General features: G+C 40.9%; 22 protein-coding genes. 13 read left to right on the top strand and 9 right to left on the bottom strand.

The window, feature by feature from the left end; genetic code table 11:
* Positions 1-255: 255 nt before the first annotated feature.
* Positions 256-885: an alpha/beta hydrolase gene (locus tag AC5EUN_RS04605; RefSeq protein ID WP_010327145.1), complete on the bottom strand. Its 630-nt coding sequence runs from the start codon at positions 883-885 to the stop codon at positions 256-258.
* Between the two features lie 126 nt (positions 886-1,011).
* Here AC5EUN_RS04605 and yaaA point away from each other — a divergent pair, with 126 nt between their 5' ends.
* Together yaaA and AC5EUN_RS04615 are read left to right on the top strand one after the other, a co-directional pair.
* Positions 1,012-1,791, top strand: coding sequence for a peroxide stress protein YaaA (gene yaaA / locus AC5EUN_RS04610; RefSeq protein ID WP_058951696.1), 780 nt, complete (start codon positions 1,012-1,014; stop codon positions 1,789-1,791).
* A 15-nt stretch (positions 1,792-1,806) separates the two neighbouring features.
* Complete coding sequence (locus AC5EUN_RS04615; protein WP_029575072.1) at positions 1,807-2,433, top strand: HD domain-containing protein; 627 nt, start codon at positions 1,807-1,809, stop codon at positions 2,431-2,433.
* Here the strand turns inward: AC5EUN_RS04615 and AC5EUN_RS04620 are convergent.
* The gene (locus AC5EUN_RS04620; protein WP_029575071.1) at positions 2,430-3,857 is read right to left on the bottom strand and encodes a cryptochrome/photolyase family protein; all 1,428 of its coding nucleotides are present in this window, start codon (positions 3,855-3,857) and stop codon (positions 2,430-2,432) included. The two genes, AC5EUN_RS04615 and AC5EUN_RS04620, sit on opposite strands and share 4 nt — an antisense overlap.
* A gap of 228 nt (positions 3,858-4,085) precedes the next feature.
* Here AC5EUN_RS04620 and AC5EUN_RS04625 point away from each other — a divergent pair, with 228 nt between their 5' ends.
* From AC5EUN_RS04625 to AC5EUN_RS04640, 4 genes are all read left to right on the top strand, one after another.
* Positions 4,086-4,283 carry a hypothetical protein gene (locus tag AC5EUN_RS04625; RefSeq protein ID WP_224216868.1) on the top strand — a complete coding sequence of 66 codons (198 nt, stop codon included), beginning with the start codon at positions 4,086-4,088 and terminating at the stop codon, positions 4,281-4,283.
* Positions 4,284-4,695: 412 nt separating this feature from the next.
* Positions 4,696-6,018 carry an NCS2 family permease gene (locus tag AC5EUN_RS04630; protein WP_004696144.1) on the top strand — a complete coding sequence of 441 codons (1,323 nt, stop codon included), beginning with the start codon at positions 4,696-4,698 and terminating at the stop codon, positions 6,016-6,018.
* Between the two features lie 67 nt (positions 6,019-6,085).
* Positions 6,086-7,087, top strand: a complete 1,002-nt coding sequence (locus tag AC5EUN_RS04635) for an adenosine deaminase (protein ID WP_010327140.1) — start codon at positions 6,086-6,088, stop codon at positions 7,085-7,087.
* 54 nt (positions 7,088-7,141) lie between these two features.
* Entirely contained in the window at positions 7,142-7,504 is a 363-nt protein-coding gene (locus tag AC5EUN_RS04640) for a hypothetical protein (RefSeq protein ID WP_010327139.1), read from the top strand.
* Positions 7,505-7,530: 26 nt separating this feature from the next.
* Here the strand turns inward: AC5EUN_RS04640 and AC5EUN_RS04645 are convergent, their stop codons facing one another.
* Positions 7,531-8,085: a cytochrome b gene (locus AC5EUN_RS04645; RefSeq protein WP_010327138.1), complete on the bottom strand. Its 555-nt coding sequence runs from the start codon at positions 8,083-8,085 to the stop codon at positions 7,531-7,533.
* 236 nt (positions 8,086-8,321) lie between these two features.
* On the opposite strand from AC5EUN_RS04645, the gene AC5EUN_RS04650 reads away from it, so the two are divergent.
* The 3 genes from AC5EUN_RS04650 to rnhB all read left to right on the top strand — a co-directional run bounded on the left by AC5EUN_RS04650 (position 8,322) and on the right by rnhB (position 9,850).
* Positions 8,322-8,699, top strand: a complete 378-nt coding sequence (locus AC5EUN_RS04650) for a hypothetical protein (RefSeq protein ID WP_010327137.1) — start codon at positions 8,322-8,324, stop codon at positions 8,697-8,699.
* Between the two features lie 138 nt (positions 8,700-8,837).
* Complete coding sequence (locus AC5EUN_RS04655) at positions 8,838-9,200, top strand: hypothetical protein (protein ID WP_010327136.1); 363 nt, start codon at positions 8,838-8,840, stop codon at positions 9,198-9,200.
* Between the two features lie 62 nt (positions 9,201-9,262).
* Positions 9,263-9,850, top strand: coding sequence for a ribonuclease HII (rnhB, locus tag AC5EUN_RS04660; protein ID WP_010327135.1), 588 nt, complete (start codon positions 9,263-9,265; stop codon positions 9,848-9,850).
* Positions 9,851-9,898: 48 nt separating this feature from the next.
* Here the strand turns inward: rnhB and csrA are convergent, their stop codons facing one another.
* From csrA to alaS, 3 genes are all read right to left on the bottom strand, one after another.
* A complete protein-coding gene (csrA, locus tag AC5EUN_RS04665; RefSeq protein ID WP_004982340.1) occupies positions 9,899-10,153 on the bottom strand; it encodes a carbon storage regulator CsrA in 255 nt (84 codons plus the stop codon).
* A 273-nt stretch (positions 10,154-10,426) separates the two neighbouring features.
* Positions 10,427-11,707 carry an aspartate kinase gene (locus tag AC5EUN_RS04670; protein WP_010327134.1) on the bottom strand — a complete coding sequence of 427 codons (1,281 nt, stop codon included), beginning with the start codon at positions 11,705-11,707 and terminating at the stop codon, positions 10,427-10,429.
* A 66-nt stretch (positions 11,708-11,773) separates the two neighbouring features.
* A complete protein-coding gene (gene alaS, locus AC5EUN_RS04675; RefSeq protein WP_171056723.1) occupies positions 11,774-14,467 on the bottom strand; it encodes an alanine--tRNA ligase in 2,694 nt (897 codons plus the stop codon).
* Positions 14,468-14,859: 392 nt separating this feature from the next.
* On the opposite strand from alaS, the gene AC5EUN_RS04680 reads away from it, so the two are divergent.
* Entirely contained in the window at positions 14,860-15,894 is a 1,035-nt protein-coding gene (locus AC5EUN_RS04680) for a type I glyceraldehyde-3-phosphate dehydrogenase (protein WP_010327132.1), read from the top strand.
* Between the two features lie 113 nt (positions 15,895-16,007).
* Positions 16,008-16,313, top strand: a complete 306-nt coding sequence (locus tag AC5EUN_RS04685; protein WP_010327131.1) for a hypothetical protein — start codon at positions 16,008-16,010, stop codon at positions 16,311-16,313.
* Positions 16,314-16,322: 9 nt separating this feature from the next.
* Here the strand turns inward: AC5EUN_RS04685 and AC5EUN_RS04690 are convergent, their stop codons facing one another.
* Positions 16,323-16,622 carry an AzlD family protein gene (locus AC5EUN_RS04690; RefSeq protein WP_010327130.1) on the bottom strand — a complete coding sequence of 100 codons (300 nt, stop codon included), beginning with the start codon at positions 16,620-16,622 and terminating at the stop codon, positions 16,323-16,325.
* Positions 16,619-17,365: an AzlC family ABC transporter permease gene (locus AC5EUN_RS04695; protein ID WP_029575069.1), complete on the bottom strand. Its 747-nt coding sequence runs from the start codon at positions 17,363-17,365 to the stop codon at positions 16,619-16,621. The genes AC5EUN_RS04690 and AC5EUN_RS04695 overlap by 4 nt, the downstream gene beginning before the upstream one ends.
* 163 nt (positions 17,366-17,528) lie before the next feature.
* On the opposite strand from AC5EUN_RS04695, the gene AC5EUN_RS04700 reads away from it, so the two are divergent.
* On the top strand, positions 17,529-17,984 hold the full coding sequence (locus AC5EUN_RS04700) for an Lrp/AsnC family transcriptional regulator (protein WP_005400579.1): 456 nt from the start codon (positions 17,529-17,531) through the stop codon (positions 17,982-17,984).
* Between the two features lie 86 nt (positions 17,985-18,070).
* On the opposite strand, the gene AC5EUN_RS04705 is transcribed toward AC5EUN_RS04700, so the two are convergent.
* Positions 18,071-18,583 carry a hypothetical protein gene (locus tag AC5EUN_RS04705; RefSeq protein WP_010327128.1) on the bottom strand — a complete coding sequence of 171 codons (513 nt, stop codon included), beginning with the start codon at positions 18,581-18,583 and terminating at the stop codon, positions 18,071-18,073.
* A 429-nt stretch (positions 18,584-19,012) separates the two neighbouring features.
* Here AC5EUN_RS04705 and AC5EUN_RS04710 point away from each other — a divergent pair, with 429 nt between their 5' ends.
* A complete protein-coding gene (locus AC5EUN_RS04710; RefSeq protein WP_010327127.1) occupies positions 19,013-20,179 on the top strand; it encodes an ATP phosphoribosyltransferase regulatory subunit in 1,167 nt (388 codons plus the stop codon).
* Positions 20,180-20,238 lie beyond the last annotated feature (59 nt).

Here is a 20,238-nt window from a genome sequence, read left to right on the forward strand (position 1 = left end):
AGCAGGATTAAATCCTTACTTATTTTTAAAACAGGTATTTGATGGAGGTAGTGCTGATTGAGTTTAGCGCTCAAAAGGAAACTTAAAATTATTTTGGGAACAGAAGATATATAAGGGACGACTAATGAAGCTGCTGGAAATGGCGTATTAAGCGTTGGAATAGAAAAAGAGATACATCTAGATTAAAAATAAAAAGTTCAAGAAAGAAAGGGACTAATGTTAGACAGCCATTTCTTTCCTGAACTGAGTGATGCGTTAAATCCACAAGAAACGTGTAATCGCAATACGTAACTGTTTTAAGTAACCGGTAAAGAAATGGTTTGCACCAGGTAATACAGTCACTAAATGGCGCTGCGGTTTAGCCCACGTAATCATGTCAGACAGTAAGGTTACTTCATCGGCTTCGCCATGAATGAATAAGATGTCACCTTTAAGCTGTGGTGTTACATAGTGGCGTACACCAGCGACCGTTGCCGTTGGTAGACCACATAAAATGGTTTGTTTTGGTCGAATTTCTTCTTGTAAAGCGTCATAGCATTTCGCCATGACATGCGCACCGAAACTAAAGCCACCTGCATAGAAGGGTAAAGTTGTATGTGCTGCACGAGCATGCTTAATCACTTCAAGAACATCATCAGTTTCGCCATGACCTTCGTCGTGTAGACCAACACTTTGACCTGAGCCACGGAAACTCGGACGGTACACAATACAACCGCGTTCTAAGAACATTTGCGCAAGCAATGCTGGAACCTTGTGTTGAGGTGTACCACCTTGGAGTGGATGGGGGTGAGTAACTACCGCGAATCCTTTCACTTCACCCTGTGGATAATCTACAAAAACTTCAATTTGCCCAACTGGACCTTGAATGAACATCTGCTCAGACATAGAGAATCGATACATATAACAGGAGAATGGGCTAGTTTAACCGTTTATGCTTATTAAAAACACAGATTGGTAATAAAATAAGTCTACTGATATAGTCTGTTTAATTGTTTTTTAATCAGGTTATCTATGCTTGCCCTTGTTTCTCCTGCCAAAACTTTAGATTACCAAACTGCTTTACCTACCGATACGTATACACAACCCAGATTGCTGCAACATTCCCAAGAATTGATCGAAGTTACTCGCAAACTGTCAGCAAGTGAAATTGCAAGCTTAATGAGCGTCAGTGAAAAAATTGCCACCTTAAATGTCGATCGTTTTCGCGATTGGCAGCCAGAATTCAACTTTGCCAATGCGCGACAAGCCATGTTTGCTTTTAAGGGCGATGTCTATACTGGTTTAGATGCTTATCATTTGTCAGAGTCGAACATTGAATATGCACAGCAACATTTAAGAATGCTCTCAGGTTTATATGGTTTGCTACGTCCATTGGACTTGATGATGCCGTATCGTTTAGAGATGGGAACCAAGCTGGCTAACCCACGCGGACATAATCTGTATGAGTTTTGGGGCAATCACATTACCGATTTAATTAACCAAGATTTAGAACAGGCAGGTTCGAAAATTTTGCTGAATATTGCTTCGGATGAATACTATAAGTCTGTGAAAGAGAGCAAAATCCAAGCAGAGATTATTAAACCTGTGTTTTTAGATCAGAAAAATGGCAAATATAAAGTCATTAGTTTCTATGCTAAAAAAGCGCGTGGTTTGATGGCGCGTTATATGATTGAAAACCAAATTGATCAAATTGAAGGGTTAAAATCATTCCAGACAGATGGTTATTATTTTGATGCTGACAGCTCATTAAAAGGTGAGTTGGTCTTTAAACGAGACGAACAGGCCGCATAATGCATGGGCATTCCAATGGTGCAATATACAAAACAGTTTCAGGACTATTGGGCGCTCACCGCAAGGCAATTGAGTTTAGATGACGATACCACTCAAAAGTTCCATGCCATGCTATATGATGCCTATAGTGAAGTACAGCGGCATTATCATAGCATTCAACATATTGTTGAATGTTTAGAGCATTTTCATCAGATCAAAACCTACTTAGACGATACTTTATCTGTTGAGTTGGTCATTTGGTTTCATGATGTCATTTATAACCCGCAAGCACATGACAATGAGCAGCAAAGCGCTGATTATATGCAACGGATGCTTAAAAATGTGCTTGGAGCTGAGCAAATTGCAAAGATCTATGCATGGATTTTGGCAACCCAAGCACATGCACCGACAGCTGATACTGATTTGGCTTATCTATTGGATATTGATCTGGCTATTTTAGCCAGCGATCCTATGCGTTTTGCTGAATATGAACGCCAAATTCAGCAAGAATATGCTTGGGTTGAGCCCTCACTTTATGTGCAGAAGCGTCAACAAGTGTTAAGGCACTTTTTAGAAATGCACCCTCTGTACCAGACGCCACTTTTCCAAAAGCGCTATGAGCCTCTGGCTAAGCAGAACTTAACCCAAACTTTAGGTATTTAAAGCCCTTTAAATGCTTCGATGGCACGAATACGACTGGATTTTAAATCGACGATTGGTTTGGGGTAGTCCAAATCCATATTCGGCTGCTTCGCATAAGGCTCATGAATGCTTTTGGCATCTAAATGTGCAAGCTCTGGCAGCCACTGTCGAATATAGTCACCATTGCTATCAAATTTCTGAGATTGGCTCACAGGGTTAAAGACTCGGAAGTAAGGTACAGCATCGGTGCCCGTGGAGGCACACCACTGCCATCCGCCATTATTGGCAGCTAAGTCACCATCAGCCAAATGTTGCATAAACCATTGCTCGCCCAAACGCCAATCAATCAACAAGTTTTTAGTTAAGAACATTGCAACAATCATACGGACACGATTGTGCATCCAACCAGTCGCAAGGAGTTGCCGCATACCTGCATCTACAATTGGAATACCAGTACGACCTTTTTGCCATGCGTTTAAATCTTCAGGCGAATCTCGCCATACAATACGCTGCGTGCTGGCTTTAAAGGGCAGGTGTTTAGAGACATGTGGAAAATCAAATAAAATATGCTGATAAAACTCTCGCCAAAGTAATTCATCTAACCAAGTCTGCTGGCCTGTGTTATCAATCATAAATTGACCGTGTTGAGCACGAAACAGGGCATTGAGACACTGGCGAATCGACACGATCCCGAGATTTAAATAGGTTGAAAGTTGGCTGGTGCTATTTAAAAATGGAAAGTCTCTCTCTTTTTGATAGTCACTAACTTTGTGATCAATAAAATCATCGAGCACTGAAAGTGCATATATTTCCGTTTCAGGCCAATAGGCTTTAATTTGATTTAATTCATTCGTATTCACATCAATCAGTGATTCAATGTGTGGAATGGTTGTATTTAAATCGGCAGGAAGCTGTATAGGTTGCTGTGCAGAAGGGAGAGGATAGCACTGCGGTAAGCCAATATTTAAGCGTTCATAACAGGTTTTTTTAAAAGCACCAAAGACTTGATAGGGCTTATCAGATTGGTTACGAATACTGTTTAAGGGAAAGAGGGTTCGATCCTGGAAGAGCGTAAATTCAATGTGTTGCTGATTTAAGCATTGTTGAACTTCGGCATCGCGCTTAAGCTCATTCACGCCCATTTCGATATTTGCAAAAATCTGTTGTACTTGCAGTGTATGACACAAAGATGAAAGCCGACGTGGAATATCTTGCCACAGCGGAATATTTAGAATGAGCAAAGGAATATTCAGCTGAGCAAGGCTCTGTTTTAAATCGTGCAATTGTCTGACATATAAATCAATTTTTACAGCTGCATCATGATGTAATAGCCACTGTTGTGGGGATAGGATCACTAAAGCCAGCATAGGTCCATGTTGGCTTGCATGCCAAAGTGCGGCATGGTCGTGTATGCGAAGATCTTGTCTAAACCAAATTATGTTCATAAAAGGTTAATCAACTGTAATTTTTTGAAATATAAAATATTACAAAATTGAGCACTTTGATCATATTTTTTTCTCACTCATTTAATTTAATCTTATGTTATTGAAATAATTAAATCAGAAAAAACTATAAAGTGTGAAGATACTTTTTATCTGATAAATGTGTGGCCCTTTGTATTATTTGTTATGATTTGTAATCATGCTAAAGCAGTTGTGGATATTGTGAATGTCATGAAAAAAATTCTAATCCCTATTTTTGTGGCTGCTGTTTGTTTGCTTGGGTTTGTTGTTTTTCAGGATACAGAAACGAAAAAACAGCAACAGTTGAATCAACTCATGAACAGTACTGAGCCTAAAGTGCAAAAGTTGAGTCCTCTCTCAAAGGCAAACGTCGTGCCTGAAAAAGTCAATAGCTCGTTTTCAAAGTGATGCTGAAGCAATAATCGATCAGGTCTCCATTAAAGTAATTTGAAGCTTAAGATAGAATAAAATCATGTATAAATGACTTATCGTGTTGAATTTTAATTAAAAATAAATTTAAAACAATTAAAAATCAGTGTGTTATAATTCGCGCCAAGATATATTGAATTTTAGACTTTGAGTCTAAAATGACGTTTTTGTTGAAAGCTGCATACGGTTTATGCGGCTTTTTTGTTTAGGTATATATGGTTCGACCATACGTTTGAATCATTCATGGCTAAATAAACTTTTCCTGAATTGAGGAAATTTGGCATATTCATTGCTTTAACTTCCAGAAATTTAATCAGATTTTCATCGTACTGAGTGTCGAAATTTTTTGGCAGTTATACAGTTTTAAAAGTTTATTTACAGGGGCTAGGTCATGACGACTCCTAATCCATCTTCAGAAAATATGCTCGAGCGTATGTTCAAACTGAGTGAAAATAAAACCAGTTTTCGTACAGAGCTTCTTGCAGGTGTAACCACATTCTTAACCATGTGTTACATCATTATTGTGAATCCAATGATTTTATCCGAAACGGGGATGGATCATGGTGCTGTCTTTGTAGCGACTTGTCTTGCAGCCGCAATTGGCTGTTTGGTTATGGGTATTGTTGCAAATTATCCAATTGCATTAGCACCGGGTATGGGCTTAAACGCTTACTTTACCTATTCGGTGTGTATGGGTATGGGTGTGCCTTGGCAGACTGCTTTAGCTGCAGTGTTTGTATCAGGTTTGGTGTTCATTGCGATCAGTATGTTTAAGATCCGTGAAGCCATTGTGAATGCAATCCCAATGTCGCTTAAGCTTGCGATTGGCGGCGGAATTGGTTTATTCCTTGCGCTGATTGCTTTAAAAAATGCAGGCGTTATTGTGGACAATCCAGCGACTTTGGTTGGATTGGGCGACTTAAAGCAACCGACGGTTCTTTTGGCTTTATTTGGCTTCTTGATGGTGGTTGTACTGCATCACTTTAAAGTGCGTGGTGCTATTATTATCAGCATCTTGGCTTTAACTGCAATTTCAACAGCAATGGGCTTAAGCGAGTTTAAAGGTGTTGTTGGTGAGATTCCATCAATTGCTCCAACTTTCATGCAAATGGACTTTGAAGGTCTATTTACGGCAAGCTTAGTGGGTGTCATCTTTGTATTTTTCTTGGTCGATTTATTTGACTCAACAGGTACATTGGTTGGCGTGTCACACCGTGCAGGCTTACTGAAAGATGGCAAGCTTCCACGTTTGAAAAAAGCATTATTTGCAGACTCAACCGCAATTGTTGCTGGTGCAGCATTAGGTACATCTTCGACGACACCATATATTGAGTCGTCTGCGGGTGTTGCTGCTGGTGGCCGTACAGGTTTAACCGCAGTTGTGGTCGGTGTGTTATTTATCTTATGTTTGTTTTTAGCACCTCTAGCTCAATCTGTACCTGGTTTTGCAACAGCTCCAGCATTGTTATTTGTTGGTGTGTTGATGATTCAGGGGATTACCCATATTGATTGGGATGATATTACTGAAGCTGTACCTGCGTTCTTAACCATTGTATTTATGCCATTTACCTACTCAATTGCAGATGGTATTGCGATGGGCTTTATTAGCTATGCATTGGTTAAATTGTTCACCGGTAAAGCGGCGACTGTACCTTACATGGTGTGGATCGTGGCTGTGCTTTGGGCATTAAAATTCGCGTTATTTGGTGGCTAATTCATCAAATAGTGATAAGGGTGTAAACTCAGTTTACGCCCTTTTTTATTTTTAAAGAGGAAAAGATATGAGTCAATTGGAGCTCATTCGTGCTTTACCAAAAGCTGAATTGCATGTGCATATTGAAGGGACATTTGAGCCAGAACTCATGTTTGCAATCGCACAGCGTAATCAAATAGACATTCCTTATATGTCGGTTGAAGAAGTGAAACAGGCTTATAATTTTCACAATCTACAATCATTTTTAGACATTTATTATGCAGGTGCAAATGTACTGATTCATGAGCAAGACTTTTATGACTTGGCTTGGGCATACTTTGAAAAATGTGCCGAAGATCGTGTAGTGCATACCGAAATGTTCTTTGATCCACAAACGCATACTGACCGCGGTATTGCTTTTGAAACAGTGATTAATGGTCTGCAACGCGCATGTGATGATGCCAAGGCAAAATTTGGCATTAGTTCGCATTTGATTATGTGTTTCTTGCGTCATTTAAGTGAAGAAGCAGCCCTTGAAACTTTAGCACAGGCATTGCCGTATAAAGATCAAATCATTGGTGTAGGCTTGGACTCAAGCGAAGTTGGGCATCCTCCTTCAAAGTTTGAACGTGTCTTTGCTAAAGCACGTGAAGCAGGCTTTTTAGTGGTTGCGCATGCGGGTGAAGAAGGTCCAGCAGAATATGTGTGGGAAGCTTTAGATTTGCTTAAAGTGAATCGTATTGACCACGGTGTGCGTTCTGAAGAAGATCCTGTATTAATGCAGCGTTTGATCGCAGAGAAAATGCCACTGACCGTTTGTCCGCTCAGTAACTTAAAGTTATGTGTCGTTGACGATATGGCACAGCACAATATCCGCCGTTTGTTGCAACAAGGTGTGCAAGTAACAGTAAATTCAGACGATCCATCGTACTTTGGTGGTTATATGAATGATAACTTTATTGCCATTACAGATGCGTTAGACTTAACAGCAGCTGAGCTAAAACAATTGGCGTTGAACTCTTTTGAAGCGTCGTTTATTTCGGCAGAAGAGAAGCAAAAATGGGCGGCTGAAATTGTAGCCATTGCTTAATCTAATGTCCTTTTAAAGACAGAGTTCGCTCTGTCTTTTTTATGTGAGGTCGATATGAAAAAAATCATTGCATTGCTTGTGGTTATTTTTGTGCTCTTTGCAGTTTATTTGCTCAAAACGGATATTGGGTTAACGCAAAAACTACTAAAGCCAGTGGTGGTGTATCAGTGCGGTGTCGAGCTTGAAGCGACAAGGCTGTGGAAAGTCAGTACAGCATTGCTTGGTGAAGAGAAAAAGAATCAGCTCCAAACGCAAATCTGTGGTTGCGTGGGTGAAAATGCGTTAAAGGATATTCCAGCAATAACTTTGTTGCGCGCAGTGGTTGATGAACAAGTCAAAAAACAGGTGGTCCAACAGGGTGTGTTGAATACGCTGAAAGGATGTGTGGTGGATGAAGTCCTAAAAGCAACAGATTGATGCTTTTAGGCTAATTCAACTTGGTCTTACTTTGCTTGTTTGGTCATGCTATTTAACACATTATCTTTATCAATAAAGTGGTGTTTCAGTGCTGCTGCAATATGACCCACTAACAGCAATCCTGCAGCCCATGAAATCCAGATATGTAAAGGTTTTACGATTGCGAGTAATTCAGGGGTGTCTTGTACTAAACGGGGAATTTCAAAAAGGTACAATACAGGCGCAGGGTGCCCAGCACTCCAGCTAAATAAACAGCCAGTAATTGGCAAAGCCAACAAAATGAAATATAAAGCCAAATGACCGAGGTGTGCCATTTTTTGCATGAACGGTGACATACTGTCTGGAAGTTTGGGTGCAGGGTGGGTATAGCGCCAAAAGATACGAATCACCACCAGAAAAATAATCGTGGTTGCAATGTTCTTATGTAAGGTAATGACATCCCCTTTAAAGCTACCATCAGCATCATAGCTGAGGAAGTTTCCGCTATAAAAACCAATCAGCCAAGCAGCAATAAAGATAATTGCCATGAGCCAATGCAGGATTTGAGCAGTACGCGTGTAATGGGTATTTGCCAAGTTCATTAGATTCACATCCATTTTTATGTTGCGCTATTTTATAGAGCTATAGATATGTCAAAAATGTAGTAGATGCAACATAGCGTTGATATTCTGCAACGCTGCACAGACCAATGGCGCATGACTGATCTAAAACTGTGTAATAAGCGAAAGATATTAAAATGGTATGGAAATAGTGTTTCCGTAAATAGCAAAGATTCGGCAAAATACGCGCACTTTAACTGTTATAAATGGATATATCCGTGAAAAAAATGATTGCAGTGCTTGCTCCTTTGGCTTTGATCCTTTCGGCTTGTACAACGACTGATATGGCAACGACCAATACGACGACCACCACGCAACAACTGGGTACAGCAGCGCTTAAAATTGCCATTAATGCAAAATGTACGACTGAGTTGAATAATCTACCAGCATGGAAAACAGCAACCAAATTTATGACGGCTGACCAAAAAACCGATATTCAAACCGAAATTTGTGGTTGTGTCAGTGAGAAAGCCCCACAAAATATTACGGCTGTCGACCTGGCAACAGCGGCCATTGACCCTGCGGCGCGTACAACTATTATTAGCAATGCTGTGACGAAAACTATCAATGCATGTGTGGCTGAAGCGGTGAATTAAGTTGTGATATATCAAAGAAGTGGGGGACATGCTTCGCTTCTTTGCGGTTTTTTTGTACTTTTTGGTGTTTATCTTTTATATTGATGTGAATAATAACAATTTAAGCCTGATTTCTTTTACAACAAAGGGTGTATCTGTATGAAAAATGATAAGTTAATTCTCTGTTTGTTTGGCTCGCTTATGCTTTCCGCGTGTGTGTCGAATCCTTTATCTAGCTCAGATGATGATGGAATCTCGGCTATTAAAATGGCCTCACATGCAAAATGTATGGATGAAATCGAAACTAATCCGACATGGATCATGGGCAGTAAGCTGTTATCAGAAGACCAAAAACAAAAGAAAAAACGTGAAGTATGTAACTGTGTAGGTGATAACTCTCCCAAAGTATTGTCTAAAGAGCAGTTGGCTTTGGCGGCAATTGATCCCAAAGCAAAGGCAACCTATGGTACTTTAGCCGCAACAAAAACAACAGCCACATGCGCCTCCGAAATGCTAAACTAAGCCGAATAAATTGTTAAATTTTTAGAATGGCTGTTATCAGCCATTTTTTATGAGAGTAGAAAATGCAAATTGCAGGTGCAGATGAGGCAGGGCGCGGCCCTTTGGTGGGTTCAGTGGTCGCTGCTGCGGTAATTCTAGACCCCAATAACCCAATACAAGGGTTGAATGATTCCAAAAAATTGACTGAAAAAAAACGTGAAAAACTTTTTGTCGAAATTCAGGAAAAAGCATTAGCATGGGCGATTGCTGAGGCGAGTGCTGCTGAAATTGATGAGATCAACATTTTACAAGCATCTTTGCTTGCGATGCGCCGCGCGGTTGAACAGCTTGCAATACAGCCTGAACATGTCTTGGTTGATGGTAATAAAATTCCACAAGGCTTGAGTATGAGCTGTGAGGCAATTGTGGGCGGGGATGCTTTACATGCTGAAATCTCAGCGGCGAGTATTTTGGCCAAAGTGACACGTGACCATCAAATGATTGAGATGGACCGAAAATATCCTCAGTTTGGTTTTGCCAAACACAAAGGTTATCCAACCAAAGCGCATTTTGAGGCGATTGCTGAACATGGGGTCATTGACGAGCATCGTCGTAGTTTTGGGCCTGTAAAGAAAGTAATTGAGGCATTTGAGCAAAAAGAGACTGTATAAAAATTTAAAGCGGCCAATCGGGCCGCTTTATATCTGAATGTTTCAATCTTAACGATTGAAATTATTCTGCTGTGCACCTTCATCTTCAAATGCAGGCTGGTAGTCCTGATCAAGATGTTGAAGATGTTCATGCATTGCACGTTCATGCTGAATGCGTTGATAAATCTCTTCACGATGTACAGATACTTCTTTGGGAGCATTGACACCAATACGAACTTGGTTGCCTTTGACACCAAGTACAGTAACACTTACTTGATCCCCAATCATTAATGTTTCACCGACGCGTCGGGTCAAAATCAGCATGTTTATCTCCTTGCAAAACGCTAAACCTGCAGTTGTACTAAAGTAAAATACATAATTTTTTGTATTTAAAAAAATTTAAACAAATGTTTAATACAACCGCATGACACTTGAATTTTTAGATATCTAGTGACATTAGGTATAACATTCATCTAAATTTAAGAAAGCCTCGGGCTTAATATAACAGAGCCACTATAGAAAAAACTATAGTGGCCCCTGATTTTTGTAGTCTTTTGCAAAAACTGTCAGACAATGACAAGTTTTTCGCAAGATTGCTTAAGCACGTGCGCTTGATTCACCATGTTCACGGTCTAAACCGAAAGCAGTGTGTAAAGAACGTACAGCAAGTTCTAAGTAGTTTTCTTCAATAATCACAGAAATTTTGATTTCTGAAGTTGAGATCATCAAAATGTTGATGCCTTCATCAGCCAAGGCAGTAAACATTTTACTTGCAACACCTGCATGTGAGCGCATACCTACACCTACGATTGAGACTTTAACAATGTCGTCACGTGTAGCAACTTCGCGCGCACCAATAGCTTGAGCAGTTTCTTGAAGAATTTTTGTTGCTTTTGCAAGTTCGCCACGGTTTACCGTGAAAGTGAAGTCAGTTGTACCATCTTCTTCAACATTTTGGATAATCATATCCACTTCAATGTTGGCATTACCAATAGGCGATAAAATTTTAGATGCAATACCTGGTTCATCAGGAACACCTAGAATCGTAAGTTTAGCTTCGTCACGGTTAAATGCGATACCAGAGATAATTGGTTGTTCCATGTTGTCTTCCGCCTCAGTGGTGATTAGTGTTCCGACGTTCTTTTTAAAGTCTTCGTCGAATGCGCCATCATCGTCATTATCAAAACTTGATAATACGCGTAAAGGCACTTGGTATTTTCCTGCAAATTCAACCGAACGAATTTGTAGAACTTTAGAACCAAGTGATGCCATTTCCAGCATTTCTTCAAATGAAATACGGTCTACTTTTTTCGCTTTTGGTGCAACGCGTGGGTCAGTGGTATAAACGCCATCTACATCTGTATAGATTTGGCATTCATCTGCTTTTAATGCCGCAGCAAGTGCTACACCCGAAGTATCTGAACCGCCACGGCCGAGGGTGGTGGTGTTGCCATCGGCATCGAAGCCTTGAAAACCAGCAACCACGATCACACGACCAGCATCTAAATGCGCAGTCATGGTATCGGTATCAATTGACTCGATACGTGCTTTGGTAAACGCATTGTCCGTCTTGATACCGACTTGGCGACCTGTAAGTGACTTAGCTTCGACGCCAATAGAATTGAGCGCCATTGCTAACATTGAAATCGTTACCTGTTCACCCGTAGAAACCATTTGGTCTAATTCTCGTGGGTCAGGGGTTTCGGTAATGGCTTTCGCTAAAGCAAGCAGACGATTGGTTTCGCCACTCATTGCTGATACAACCACCACAACCTTGTGGCCGTGGTCATGCCAACGCTTTACACGACGAGCAACATTTAAAATGCGCTCTGGAGTACCCATAGAGGTACCGCCATATTTTTGAACGATTAATGCCATAGTTGTTCCATATAAACCATGACCCTGAATGCATCATTCAGGGTCAGTTACACAAAAGGTGAAGTTTTATTTCGCTTCAAGCCAAGCAGTTAAATCTGCCATCACTGTTGCAAACTTCTCGTTTAGTGGCGCGCCACCTTGTGCTAAGTCAGGTTTGCCACCACCTTTACCACCAAGCTCAGTTGCTAGATGTTTGATGATGTCACCTGCTTTAATAGAAGCAGTAAAGTCTTTTGCTACAGATGCGATCAGGCTAACTTTGTCACCTTCAACACCAGCAAGTACGATGACTGCATTTTCTAATTTTGATTTCACACCGTCATGTAGGTTGCGAAGTGATTTCGCATCCATGTTTTGAACAGTCGTGATTAGCGTTTGACGACCTGCAAGCGTTTGAACTTGGCTAAGCAGTTCAGCAGCTTGGAAGCTGGCAAGTTTTTGATTGAGTTGCTCAATCTGTTTTTGCAAGCTTGATGCTGTGTCGACTAAGGCTTCAACTTTTTCTAAAGTTTGGTCTTTTTGAGCTTTTAATAAACCGTTTATGGTATTGATATCACGGTCAGCTTTTTGAGCAACTTCAACGGCTTTGGTACCCGTTACCGCTTCAATACGGCGTACACCCGCAGCTACACCACCTTCAGAAGTGATTTTGAACAAGCCAATGTCGCCTGTGCGTTTAACGTGAATACCACCGCATAGCTCGATTGAGAAGTTTTTCTCTTCAATGATTGAACCCATTGAAAGTACACGAACTTCATCACCATATTTTTCACCGAACAACATCATCGCACCTTTTGCTTTCGCAGATTCGATGTCGAGAAGTTCAGTACTTACTGCTGTATTTGCAATCACTTCAGCATTGACCAAACGCTCAATTTCTTGAAGTTGTTCAAACGAAACGGGCTGATCGTTGGCAAAGTCAAAACGTAAGATGTCTGACGCAACCAATGAGCCTTTTTGTTGTACGTGTTCGCCTAAAATTTGACGTAGTGCAGCATGCAAAAGGTGAGTTGCAGAGTGGTTACGCGCAGTTGCAGCGCGGATATCTGCTTTGACTGTTGCTTCAACATTTTGAGCAAGCTTAATGCTACCTACAGTCACGATACCTTGGTGTACAAAAGCGCCGCCAGATTTCTTGGTGTCTTGGACTTCAAAAATACCTGTGTCATTTTTGAAAATACCTGTGTCACCAATTTGACCGCCGCTTTCTGCATAGAACGGGGTTTGGTTCAGTACGATGAGGGCTTCGTCACCTTCAACGATTTCATCAACTTGTTCGCCATATTTATAGATCGCGATAATTTGACCTTCACCAACCGTTGCGTCATAGCCGTTAAACTGAGTTTCGCCTTCAACTTTAACAACAGAGTTGTAGTCAATTGCGAATTTACCTGCATCGCGTGCACGTTGACGTTGCGCAGCCATTTCAACTTCAAAACCGGTTTCATCAATGGTTAAATCACGTTCACGAGCGATGTCAGCAGTCAGGTCAGTTGGGAAACCGTAAGTATCATACAGTTTGAAAACCACTTCACCTGGAATCACTGAACCTTTGAGTTGAGCCAATTCACCCTCAAGCAATTTCAAACCTTGCTCTAAGGTTTTAGCAAATTGTTCTTCTTCTTTCAGCAATTGCGCTTCAATACGTACTTTTTGCGTTTCAAGTTCTGGGTAAGCTTGACCCATCACTTCAATTAAAGGTTGCAACATTTTATGGAAGAATGAACCTGTAGCACCCAGCTTGTTACCATGACGAACTGCACGACGAATAATACGACGTAGTACATAACCACGACCTTCATTTGATGGGTTTACACCATCAGCAATCAGGAATGAGCATGAACGTGCGTGATCCGCAACCACTTTAAGTGATGCAGGGTACTGAACAGGTGTACCTTTTTCGCTAGCTTCTGCTTCATGTGCAGCGGTATCTAAACCAATAATTTCAGCGGCTGCTTTGAGTAAGTGTTGAAACAGGTCAATTTCGTAGTTTGAGTTAACGTGTTGTAAAACAGCAGAAATACGCTCTAAGCCCATACCTGTATCCACAGAAGGCGCCGGAAGAGGGTGTAATACGCCATCTGCAGTACGGTTAAACTGCATGAAAACGTTGTTCCAAATTTCAATGAAACGGTCGCCATCTTCTTCAGGTGTGCCTGGTAAGCCACCCCAAATATGGTCGCCATGGTCAAAGAAGATTTCAGAACATGGACCACATGGACCTGTATCACCCATTGCCCAGAAATTATCTGATGCGTATTGGCCACCTTTGTTGTCGCCAATACGGATAATACGAGATGCATCTAAACCAATTTCTTTGTTCCAGATGTCAAATGCTTCGTCGTCAGTGTGGTAAACCGTTGCATAGAGTTTGTCTTTAGGCAGCGCTAACCAAGCTTCACCTGTTAGAAAATCCCATGCAAATTTGATCGCATCACGTTTGAAGTAGTCGCCAAATGAGAAGTTACCTAACATTTCAAAGAAGGTATGGTGACGTGCGGTATAACCGACATTGTCTAAGTCGTTGTGTTTACCACCTGCGCGGACACATTTTTGTGAAGACACCGCACGTACATAATCACGTTTTTCTAGGCCTAAGAAACAATCTTTAAATTGGTTCATACCCGCGTTGGTAAACAACAAAGTAGGGTCGTTGGCGGGAACTAGAGAACTCGACGCGACACGTGTATGCCCTTGCGATTCAAAGTAGCTTAAAAAAGCTTCGCGAATTTCAGCTGATGTCATAAAACGAGTACTCACAACCAAGTCACTCCATAATTTCGATTTGGCTAATAGTAGCTGAAGAAAGTCTTATTCTAAATACGCTGACTTCAGATACTGGCTTAAAAATTTTAAAACGCCAAATTATAACGGAAAAAGGATGTTGCACCAATCACTTTAAGGCGAATTGATGACATTTCTATGTATTCGATGGTTCTAAGATTTTGCTTGTTATTGTTGGATATTTATATCATTTCATGGAAATGAGTTGATTAGTGCGAGGTTGTCAGGCTGGTCAATTTATGACTTAAGGGTTCATATTCATCATCTTCACTGATGGGGGATAGAAAAAGAAAGCTTAACCAAACCTATATAAATCCATTAATATAGGCCTGCTTTATCTTTCATCATTTTATAAATAAGGGCAAGTCATGCAACGAGTGGCGATAAATGGATTTGGTCGAATCGGACGTAATGTACTACGCGCTTGGTTTGAAAATCCAAAGAACTTTCAGTTTGAAATCGTCGCAGTAAATGATGTAGCAGATGTAGAAACCTTATTGCATTTATTTAAATATGACACCACGCATGGGCGATTTCCGGGCAAAGTCGATTTAAGTTATGAAAATGAAAGGATTTATTTACATCTTTCTAAAGATCAAGCGCAGCTCAAAGTTGAAGTATTGTGTCAGGCAAACCCGCAGGATTTACCTTGGGCAAGTCTCAATGTCGACGTGGTTCTAGAGTGCACAGGTTTATTTCGCTCGCGTGAAGCGGCAACAGGGCATATCAGCGCAGGTGCAAAGCGCGTGATTATTGGTGCAGCACCTTTTGATTCGGTTGATGCTGCAATTGTGTATGGGGTGAATCACCATGAGGTCAAAGTGAGTGACCAAATCATTTCCAGTGTGTCATGTACCACGCAGGCCTTAGTGCCTTTGGTTAAAATCATTGATGATGCTTTTGGGATTGATACCGCGCTCATGACCGAAATTCATGCAGTGACTGCCGATCAGTCTGTATTAGATCATGCGCATCGTGATTTAAGACGTGCCCGTGCTTCAGGTCAAAATATTATTCCCACCACATCGTCAGCCCTCGGTGCTTTAAAACAAGTTATGCCAAAAATGGCCGATCGTATCGATGGTTATTCGATTCGTGTGCCAACCATTAATGTGGCGGCAATTGATTTAACTTTTATTTCGCAAACACCGATTACCGACCATAAAATTAATGAAGTGCTGATTCAGGCGGCGAAGTCAGACTACCGTGAAATTATGGATGTGACGGATGAACCTTTGGTATCTTCAGATTTTAACCATTCACCCTATTCACTTATTGTTGATTTAACGCAAACCATGGTGGTGGGGCATCAAGCTAAAGTCTTTGCGTGGTATGACAATGAATGGGGCTATGCAAACCGCTTATTAGATTTGTGTGAATCTTTTAGTGCGTCAACTACCTAAAGGTCTTTATTTTTAAGCATCTTTTACTCTGAAAACAAGATGATAGGCATAGACCGAATACAGACTTGTGGTTATCATGAATCTATAAACGAAAATAATGTAGAGCGGTGCTTATGTTGATCTTAATTTGGGGATTTATTTTGCTGTTGGCGGTCGCTGTCGTATTTTTAATTTGGTTTCAATTTAAAAATCAGGCAGATAAAACCGATCCAAGCGTACAGCAGAATCAACTGCAAGAAAAAGTACATCATCTTGAAGAAAACTTAAAAAAGACCTTGGAAATTATGCAAGATCTTGCAAAAAAGATGCATGTTCAACAGGAAGTGATCGAGCAGACCACTTCTAAGTTGCAAAAAGTTGAGCTACAAAACGCTGAGTTGGTGAATATTCTCGCTAAAGCTGTACAGCATGAACGCTAAAAATTAAGTTTAGATGAGCACGGTACGTAATAATGCTGCGCTCAGCATACTAATCACAACGGTTGGTAAGAGTGAAAAGCGTGAAGCTGCAAGTAAAGTGATGGCAATGGCGAGTAGGTCTGCGACATTGTCTTTGACAAAATAAGGTGCAATTACTGAAATAAGTACGCAGCCCGGCACAACTTCCAAAATCTTTCGTTGTTTGTTGCTTAAAGTTTTATTTTTCAGCAAAACATAGCCCAATATACGCGTCAGATAAGTGGTGGCTGCGACCAATAAAATTGCGACAAGTGTAGTGCTGTGGATCATAGCTCATCCTCCTGAATAAATAAGAAAGCAGAGGCGATGCCACAGATTGCCCCAATAGGCACATACCAACCCGTCGGTAAATATAAATAAGCAATGGCCGCACTGATTAGACTGATAAGCCAAGGGCGTGCTGCACTGAATCCTTTCCACATACCACGCAGTAAAACCAAAAATACTGCAGCAAAGGCCATATCAAATCCATAACGGTGAACATCGCCTAACAAAGGACCAAGAATGGCACCTAAGCTGGTAAAACTGACCCACATCAAGTACAGGGCAAAACAGATACCTGCGTAGTAGGACATGCTAAAGGCCTGTTGTAGCCCAAATCTTTTCTTTTGTTCTGCATCGGCAAGAGCTGCGGCCCAACTTTCATCACACATGAAAAACAGGGCAGGGAAAACCTGTCGATTAGGCAAATGGCGTAAATAGGGCACGAGACTTGCACCCATGAGTAAATGACGGCTATTAACTAGAAAAGTAATGAAAATTAAAACGAGAAAATTTGGTGGATTGGTCCAAACCTCGAGCACTGCAAACTCGGAACCGCCCGCAAAGTTTAGACCAGTAAATAATGGAACTTCTAAATGGCTAAAGCCTTTTTGAGTGGCTTGTGTTCCTAAGACCAAAGCAAAAGGAATAATGCCCAGCAGCATGGGGATAGATGTTTTAATACCGCGTTTAAACTCGACGTAATCTGTAGAGTCATTGAGTTCTTGAGTCGTATTTCTAAGGGAGAACATTTTAAATCGCCTATGCGTGCTAGGTTTTGGTGCAGTAGGTGAATAAGTTTAGGCTTTTTCCGAAGATATTTTTTGCTTTATTTAGCTTAATATAGAGCTTGTTTGGAATAATATGCTGCGATTGCTTAAATATGAGCAAGATTATGCTTTAAGGGTGGGATTTATGGATCAAACAGATAAGCGGATATTGCAAGTACTACAAACCGACGGAAAACTTCAAAATAATGAGTTGGCTCAGCGCATTGGACTGTCTGCCTCACCGTGTTTAAGGCGAGTAAAACAGCTGGAAGAAGACGGGATTATTCGGGCTTATGTGGCTTTGGTAGATCCTGCTAAGGTGAATCTGCGTTTGACCGTGTTTGCACGCATTTGGCTAAAAAGTCAGGATCCGCAAACGGTGAACCAATTTGTTGAATCGATTCGTGAAGTTCCTGAAGTGGTCGAGTGTCATTTAATGGCAGGGGATTGTGATTTCTTTTTACGTATTGTGGTTGCAGACTTAGACGCCTATCGACAGTTTCAAATCCATCGTCTAAATAAAATCCCCAATATACAAAGTATTAAAACAGAAATTCCATTGCAAAATATCAAACAAACCACAGAATTGCCGATTTGGTAACTCAAAAGTTGATAGCTAAATCGCCCGTGAATGTGACAGCATGACTAAAAAATAGGACTTGTACTCTAGTCATGCTGATTAGGATGTTATGACTTTTCGTTTAAAAAGCCTTCTTTAATTTCTTTAGGCAGATCTGCGTGCCACCATGCATAAATACTGGCTTTAATTTCTTCATCTTCTTCAGGGTCATTTAGAGGTTCATCATCTTCACGAACCAGTTCATCACCTTCAAATTTGAACCAAAACTCCCAAGGATCATCATCACCGCAACCCCATGCTTGCGCATGGATGTCTGGAAGCAAGGCTTTCAGGAAGAATAAAATCGCTTCCATGAACTCATCACCTGATGAACCATGGACAAAGTGTGCGATGGAATAACCCGCGAGGGAGTATAGCGATTCAGGACCCAAGTCAAACTCGATATTATCGACGGTATTTAAAATATCTTTGGCCAGTTCAGCACCATGTTCTGGATTGATGTCACAGACTAAAGCTGAAAATTGACTCGCATCGCCGCGATGTTCTTGAAATAATCGGTCTAACTTTGACATGATTTGAGCATCTGCATGCTTGTAATATAAGTTGCTGTGCATTTCCATCGAACTTTCCCCAAGTAAAAAATATGTGATTAAAAGTGCTATCTGTATAGCGCCGTTGTATTTATTTTTGCTGTCAAATTGAGCTGAAGTATAAAAGAATGTGCCTTTTGTGCAAGTGTCGATATAATTGGAAATAAAATATAAAACAAAGTCTTATATGAATTTTTCCAATCTGTGCGGAGCACTAGGATGAGTTAATATTATTGATTATGATACTTGGGCATTGTCTAAAGACATGTTTTGAATGGCTCGCTCAAAATCGGTCAGAATGTATAAACTTGTTAACGATGACATCGAAACGATAAATTAAATTTTCCGAAATTGTCTAATGCACAGCACATTGTATCGTGATAGACTAAGAGAAATCGGGTGTGCCCCGATTTTTTTATGCGGATTCGTTCCGCGCAGACAAGATTTTAGGTTTACAACATGCCCATTTCAGAGACATGGTTATTACCTGATGGTGTAGCTGATGTACTACCAGAACAGGCGCAAGTGATTGAAACTTTGCGTCGTCAAGCATTAGATTTCCTCGCAAATCGAGGTTATCAGTTGGTGTACACGCCATTCATTGAATACATCGAATCGTTATCTTCTCTTTCAGAATCGAATCAAGATTTAGACTTAGCCACTTTTAAAGTGATTGATCAGCTTTCTGGTCGTTTGCTTGGTGTGCGTGCCGATATGACACCACAAGTGGCTCGTATTGATGCGCATGTACATCCAGTTGAAGGTGTTGCTCGTTATTGCTATGCAGGAACAGTCCTACATACCAAACCACAAGGCTTTAATACCACGCGTACACCTTTGCAGTTAGGTGCTGAGCTATTTGGTTCAGACAGCATTGATGCCGATGTGGAACTGATTGATGTGATGATCAGCCTGCTTGAAAAAACAGGTTTTGCAGACGGTATCCATTTGGATTTAGGCCACGTGGGCTTATTCCGTAGTATGGTGAAGGTTGCGGGTTTAAACAAAGCGACTGAACGCCAACTCTCTGATTTATACCAACGTAAAGCTCTGCCAGAATTGGCTGAATTTACCCAAGATTTAAACTTTGGTGCTGACTTTTATACTTTAGGTCGTTATGCAAGTGACTTAGCTGCCTTGCAAACGCATTTAAGTGCAGAAGTCATTGCCGATGCAGAATTTAAGCACGCTTTTGATGCATTAAAAACTACACAATCTGAGATTCAAGCACGTTGGCCAAATCTTCAGATGGGTATTGATGTGGTTGAGCTACGCTCATATCACTACCATACGGGCTTAATGTATGCCGTTTACGCACCAAACCGTGCTGCGCCATTGGCACAAGGTGGACGCTATGACGGGATTGGTGAGCACTTTGGGCGTGCACGTCCAGCAACTGGCTTTAGTTGTGACTTATATGCACTCAGTGCAGGTCGTTTTCAGCAAAACAGTCTTGTGGTTGCACCCAAAGGTACCCAAACAGATTTGATCCAAGCGATTGAACACACGCGTGCTCAAGGTATGAGTGTGATTCAACTTTTGGGGCAGGATGATTTAACTACGCTTCCATATGCAACGCACCAGTTGGTGAATGTTGCAGGTCAATGGACTGTAGAACAAATTTAATCACTTCTTCAGGTAAGCTAAAACCTGAGAAGTTCATCAATTTTAACAGCATGATGCAA

Source organism: Acinetobacter sp. CAU_H_S170_2, from assembly GCF_058890445.1.

What these genes read in the sequence shown, in the direction of transcription:
- AC5EUN_RS04605 (WP_010327145.1), bottom strand. Translation starts at nt 885, where the DNA reads ATGTCTGAGCAGATGTTCATTCAAGGTCCAGTTGGGCAAATTGAAGTT.
- yaaA (WP_058951696.1), top strand. Translation starts at nt 1,012, where the DNA reads ATGCTTGCCCTTGTTTCTCCTGCCAAAACTTTAGATTACCAAACTGCT.
- AC5EUN_RS04615 (WP_029575072.1), top strand. Translation starts at nt 1,807, where the DNA reads ATGGTGCAATATACAAAACAGTTTCAGGACTATTGGGCGCTCACCGCA.
- AC5EUN_RS04620 (WP_029575071.1), bottom strand. Translation starts at nt 3,857, where the DNA reads ATGAACATAATTTGGTTTAGACAAGATCTTCGCATACACGACCATGCC.
- AC5EUN_RS04625 (WP_224216868.1), top strand. Translation starts at nt 4,086, where the DNA reads ATGAAAAAAATTCTAATCCCTATTTTTGTGGCTGCTGTTTGTTTGCTT.
- AC5EUN_RS04630 (WP_004696144.1), top strand. Translation starts at nt 4,696, where the DNA reads ATGACGACTCCTAATCCATCTTCAGAAAATATGCTCGAGCGTATGTTC.
- AC5EUN_RS04635 (WP_010327140.1), top strand. Translation starts at nt 6,086, where the DNA reads ATGAGTCAATTGGAGCTCATTCGTGCTTTACCAAAAGCTGAATTGCAT.
- AC5EUN_RS04640 (WP_010327139.1), top strand. Translation starts at nt 7,142, where the DNA reads ATGAAAAAAATCATTGCATTGCTTGTGGTTATTTTTGTGCTCTTTGCA.
- AC5EUN_RS04645 (WP_010327138.1), bottom strand. Translation starts at nt 8,085, where the DNA reads ATGAACTTGGCAAATACCCATTACACGCGTACTGCTCAAATCCTGCAT.
- AC5EUN_RS04655 (WP_010327136.1), top strand. Translation starts at nt 8,838, where the DNA reads ATGAAAAATGATAAGTTAATTCTCTGTTTGTTTGGCTCGCTTATGCTT.
- rnhB (WP_010327135.1), top strand. Translation starts at nt 9,263, where the DNA reads ATGCAAATTGCAGGTGCAGATGAGGCAGGGCGCGGCCCTTTGGTGGGT.
- csrA (WP_004982340.1), bottom strand. Translation starts at nt 10,153, where the DNA reads ATGCTGATTTTGACCCGACGCGTCGGTGAAACATTAATGATTGGGGAT.
- AC5EUN_RS04670 (WP_010327134.1), bottom strand. Translation starts at nt 11,707, where the DNA reads ATGGCATTAATCGTTCAAAAATATGGCGGTACCTCTATGGGTACTCCA.
- AC5EUN_RS04680 (WP_010327132.1), top strand. Translation starts at nt 14,860, where the DNA reads ATGCAACGAGTGGCGATAAATGGATTTGGTCGAATCGGACGTAATGTA.
- AC5EUN_RS04685 (WP_010327131.1), top strand. Translation starts at nt 16,008, where the DNA reads ATGTTGATCTTAATTTGGGGATTTATTTTGCTGTTGGCGGTCGCTGTC.
- AC5EUN_RS04690 (WP_010327130.1), bottom strand. Translation starts at nt 16,622, where the DNA reads ATGATCCACAGCACTACACTTGTCGCAATTTTATTGGTCGCAGCCACC.
- AC5EUN_RS04695 (WP_029575069.1), bottom strand. Translation starts at nt 17,365, where the DNA reads ATGTTCTCCCTTAGAAATACGACTCAAGAACTCAATGACTCTACAGAT.
- AC5EUN_RS04700 (WP_005400579.1), top strand. Translation starts at nt 17,529, where the DNA reads ATGGATCAAACAGATAAGCGGATATTGCAAGTACTACAAACCGACGGA.
- AC5EUN_RS04705 (WP_010327128.1), bottom strand. Translation starts at nt 18,583, where the DNA reads ATGGAAATGCACAGCAACTTATATTACAAGCATGCAGATGCTCAAATC.
- AC5EUN_RS04710 (WP_010327127.1), top strand. Translation starts at nt 19,013, where the DNA reads ATGCCCATTTCAGAGACATGGTTATTACCTGATGGTGTAGCTGATGTA.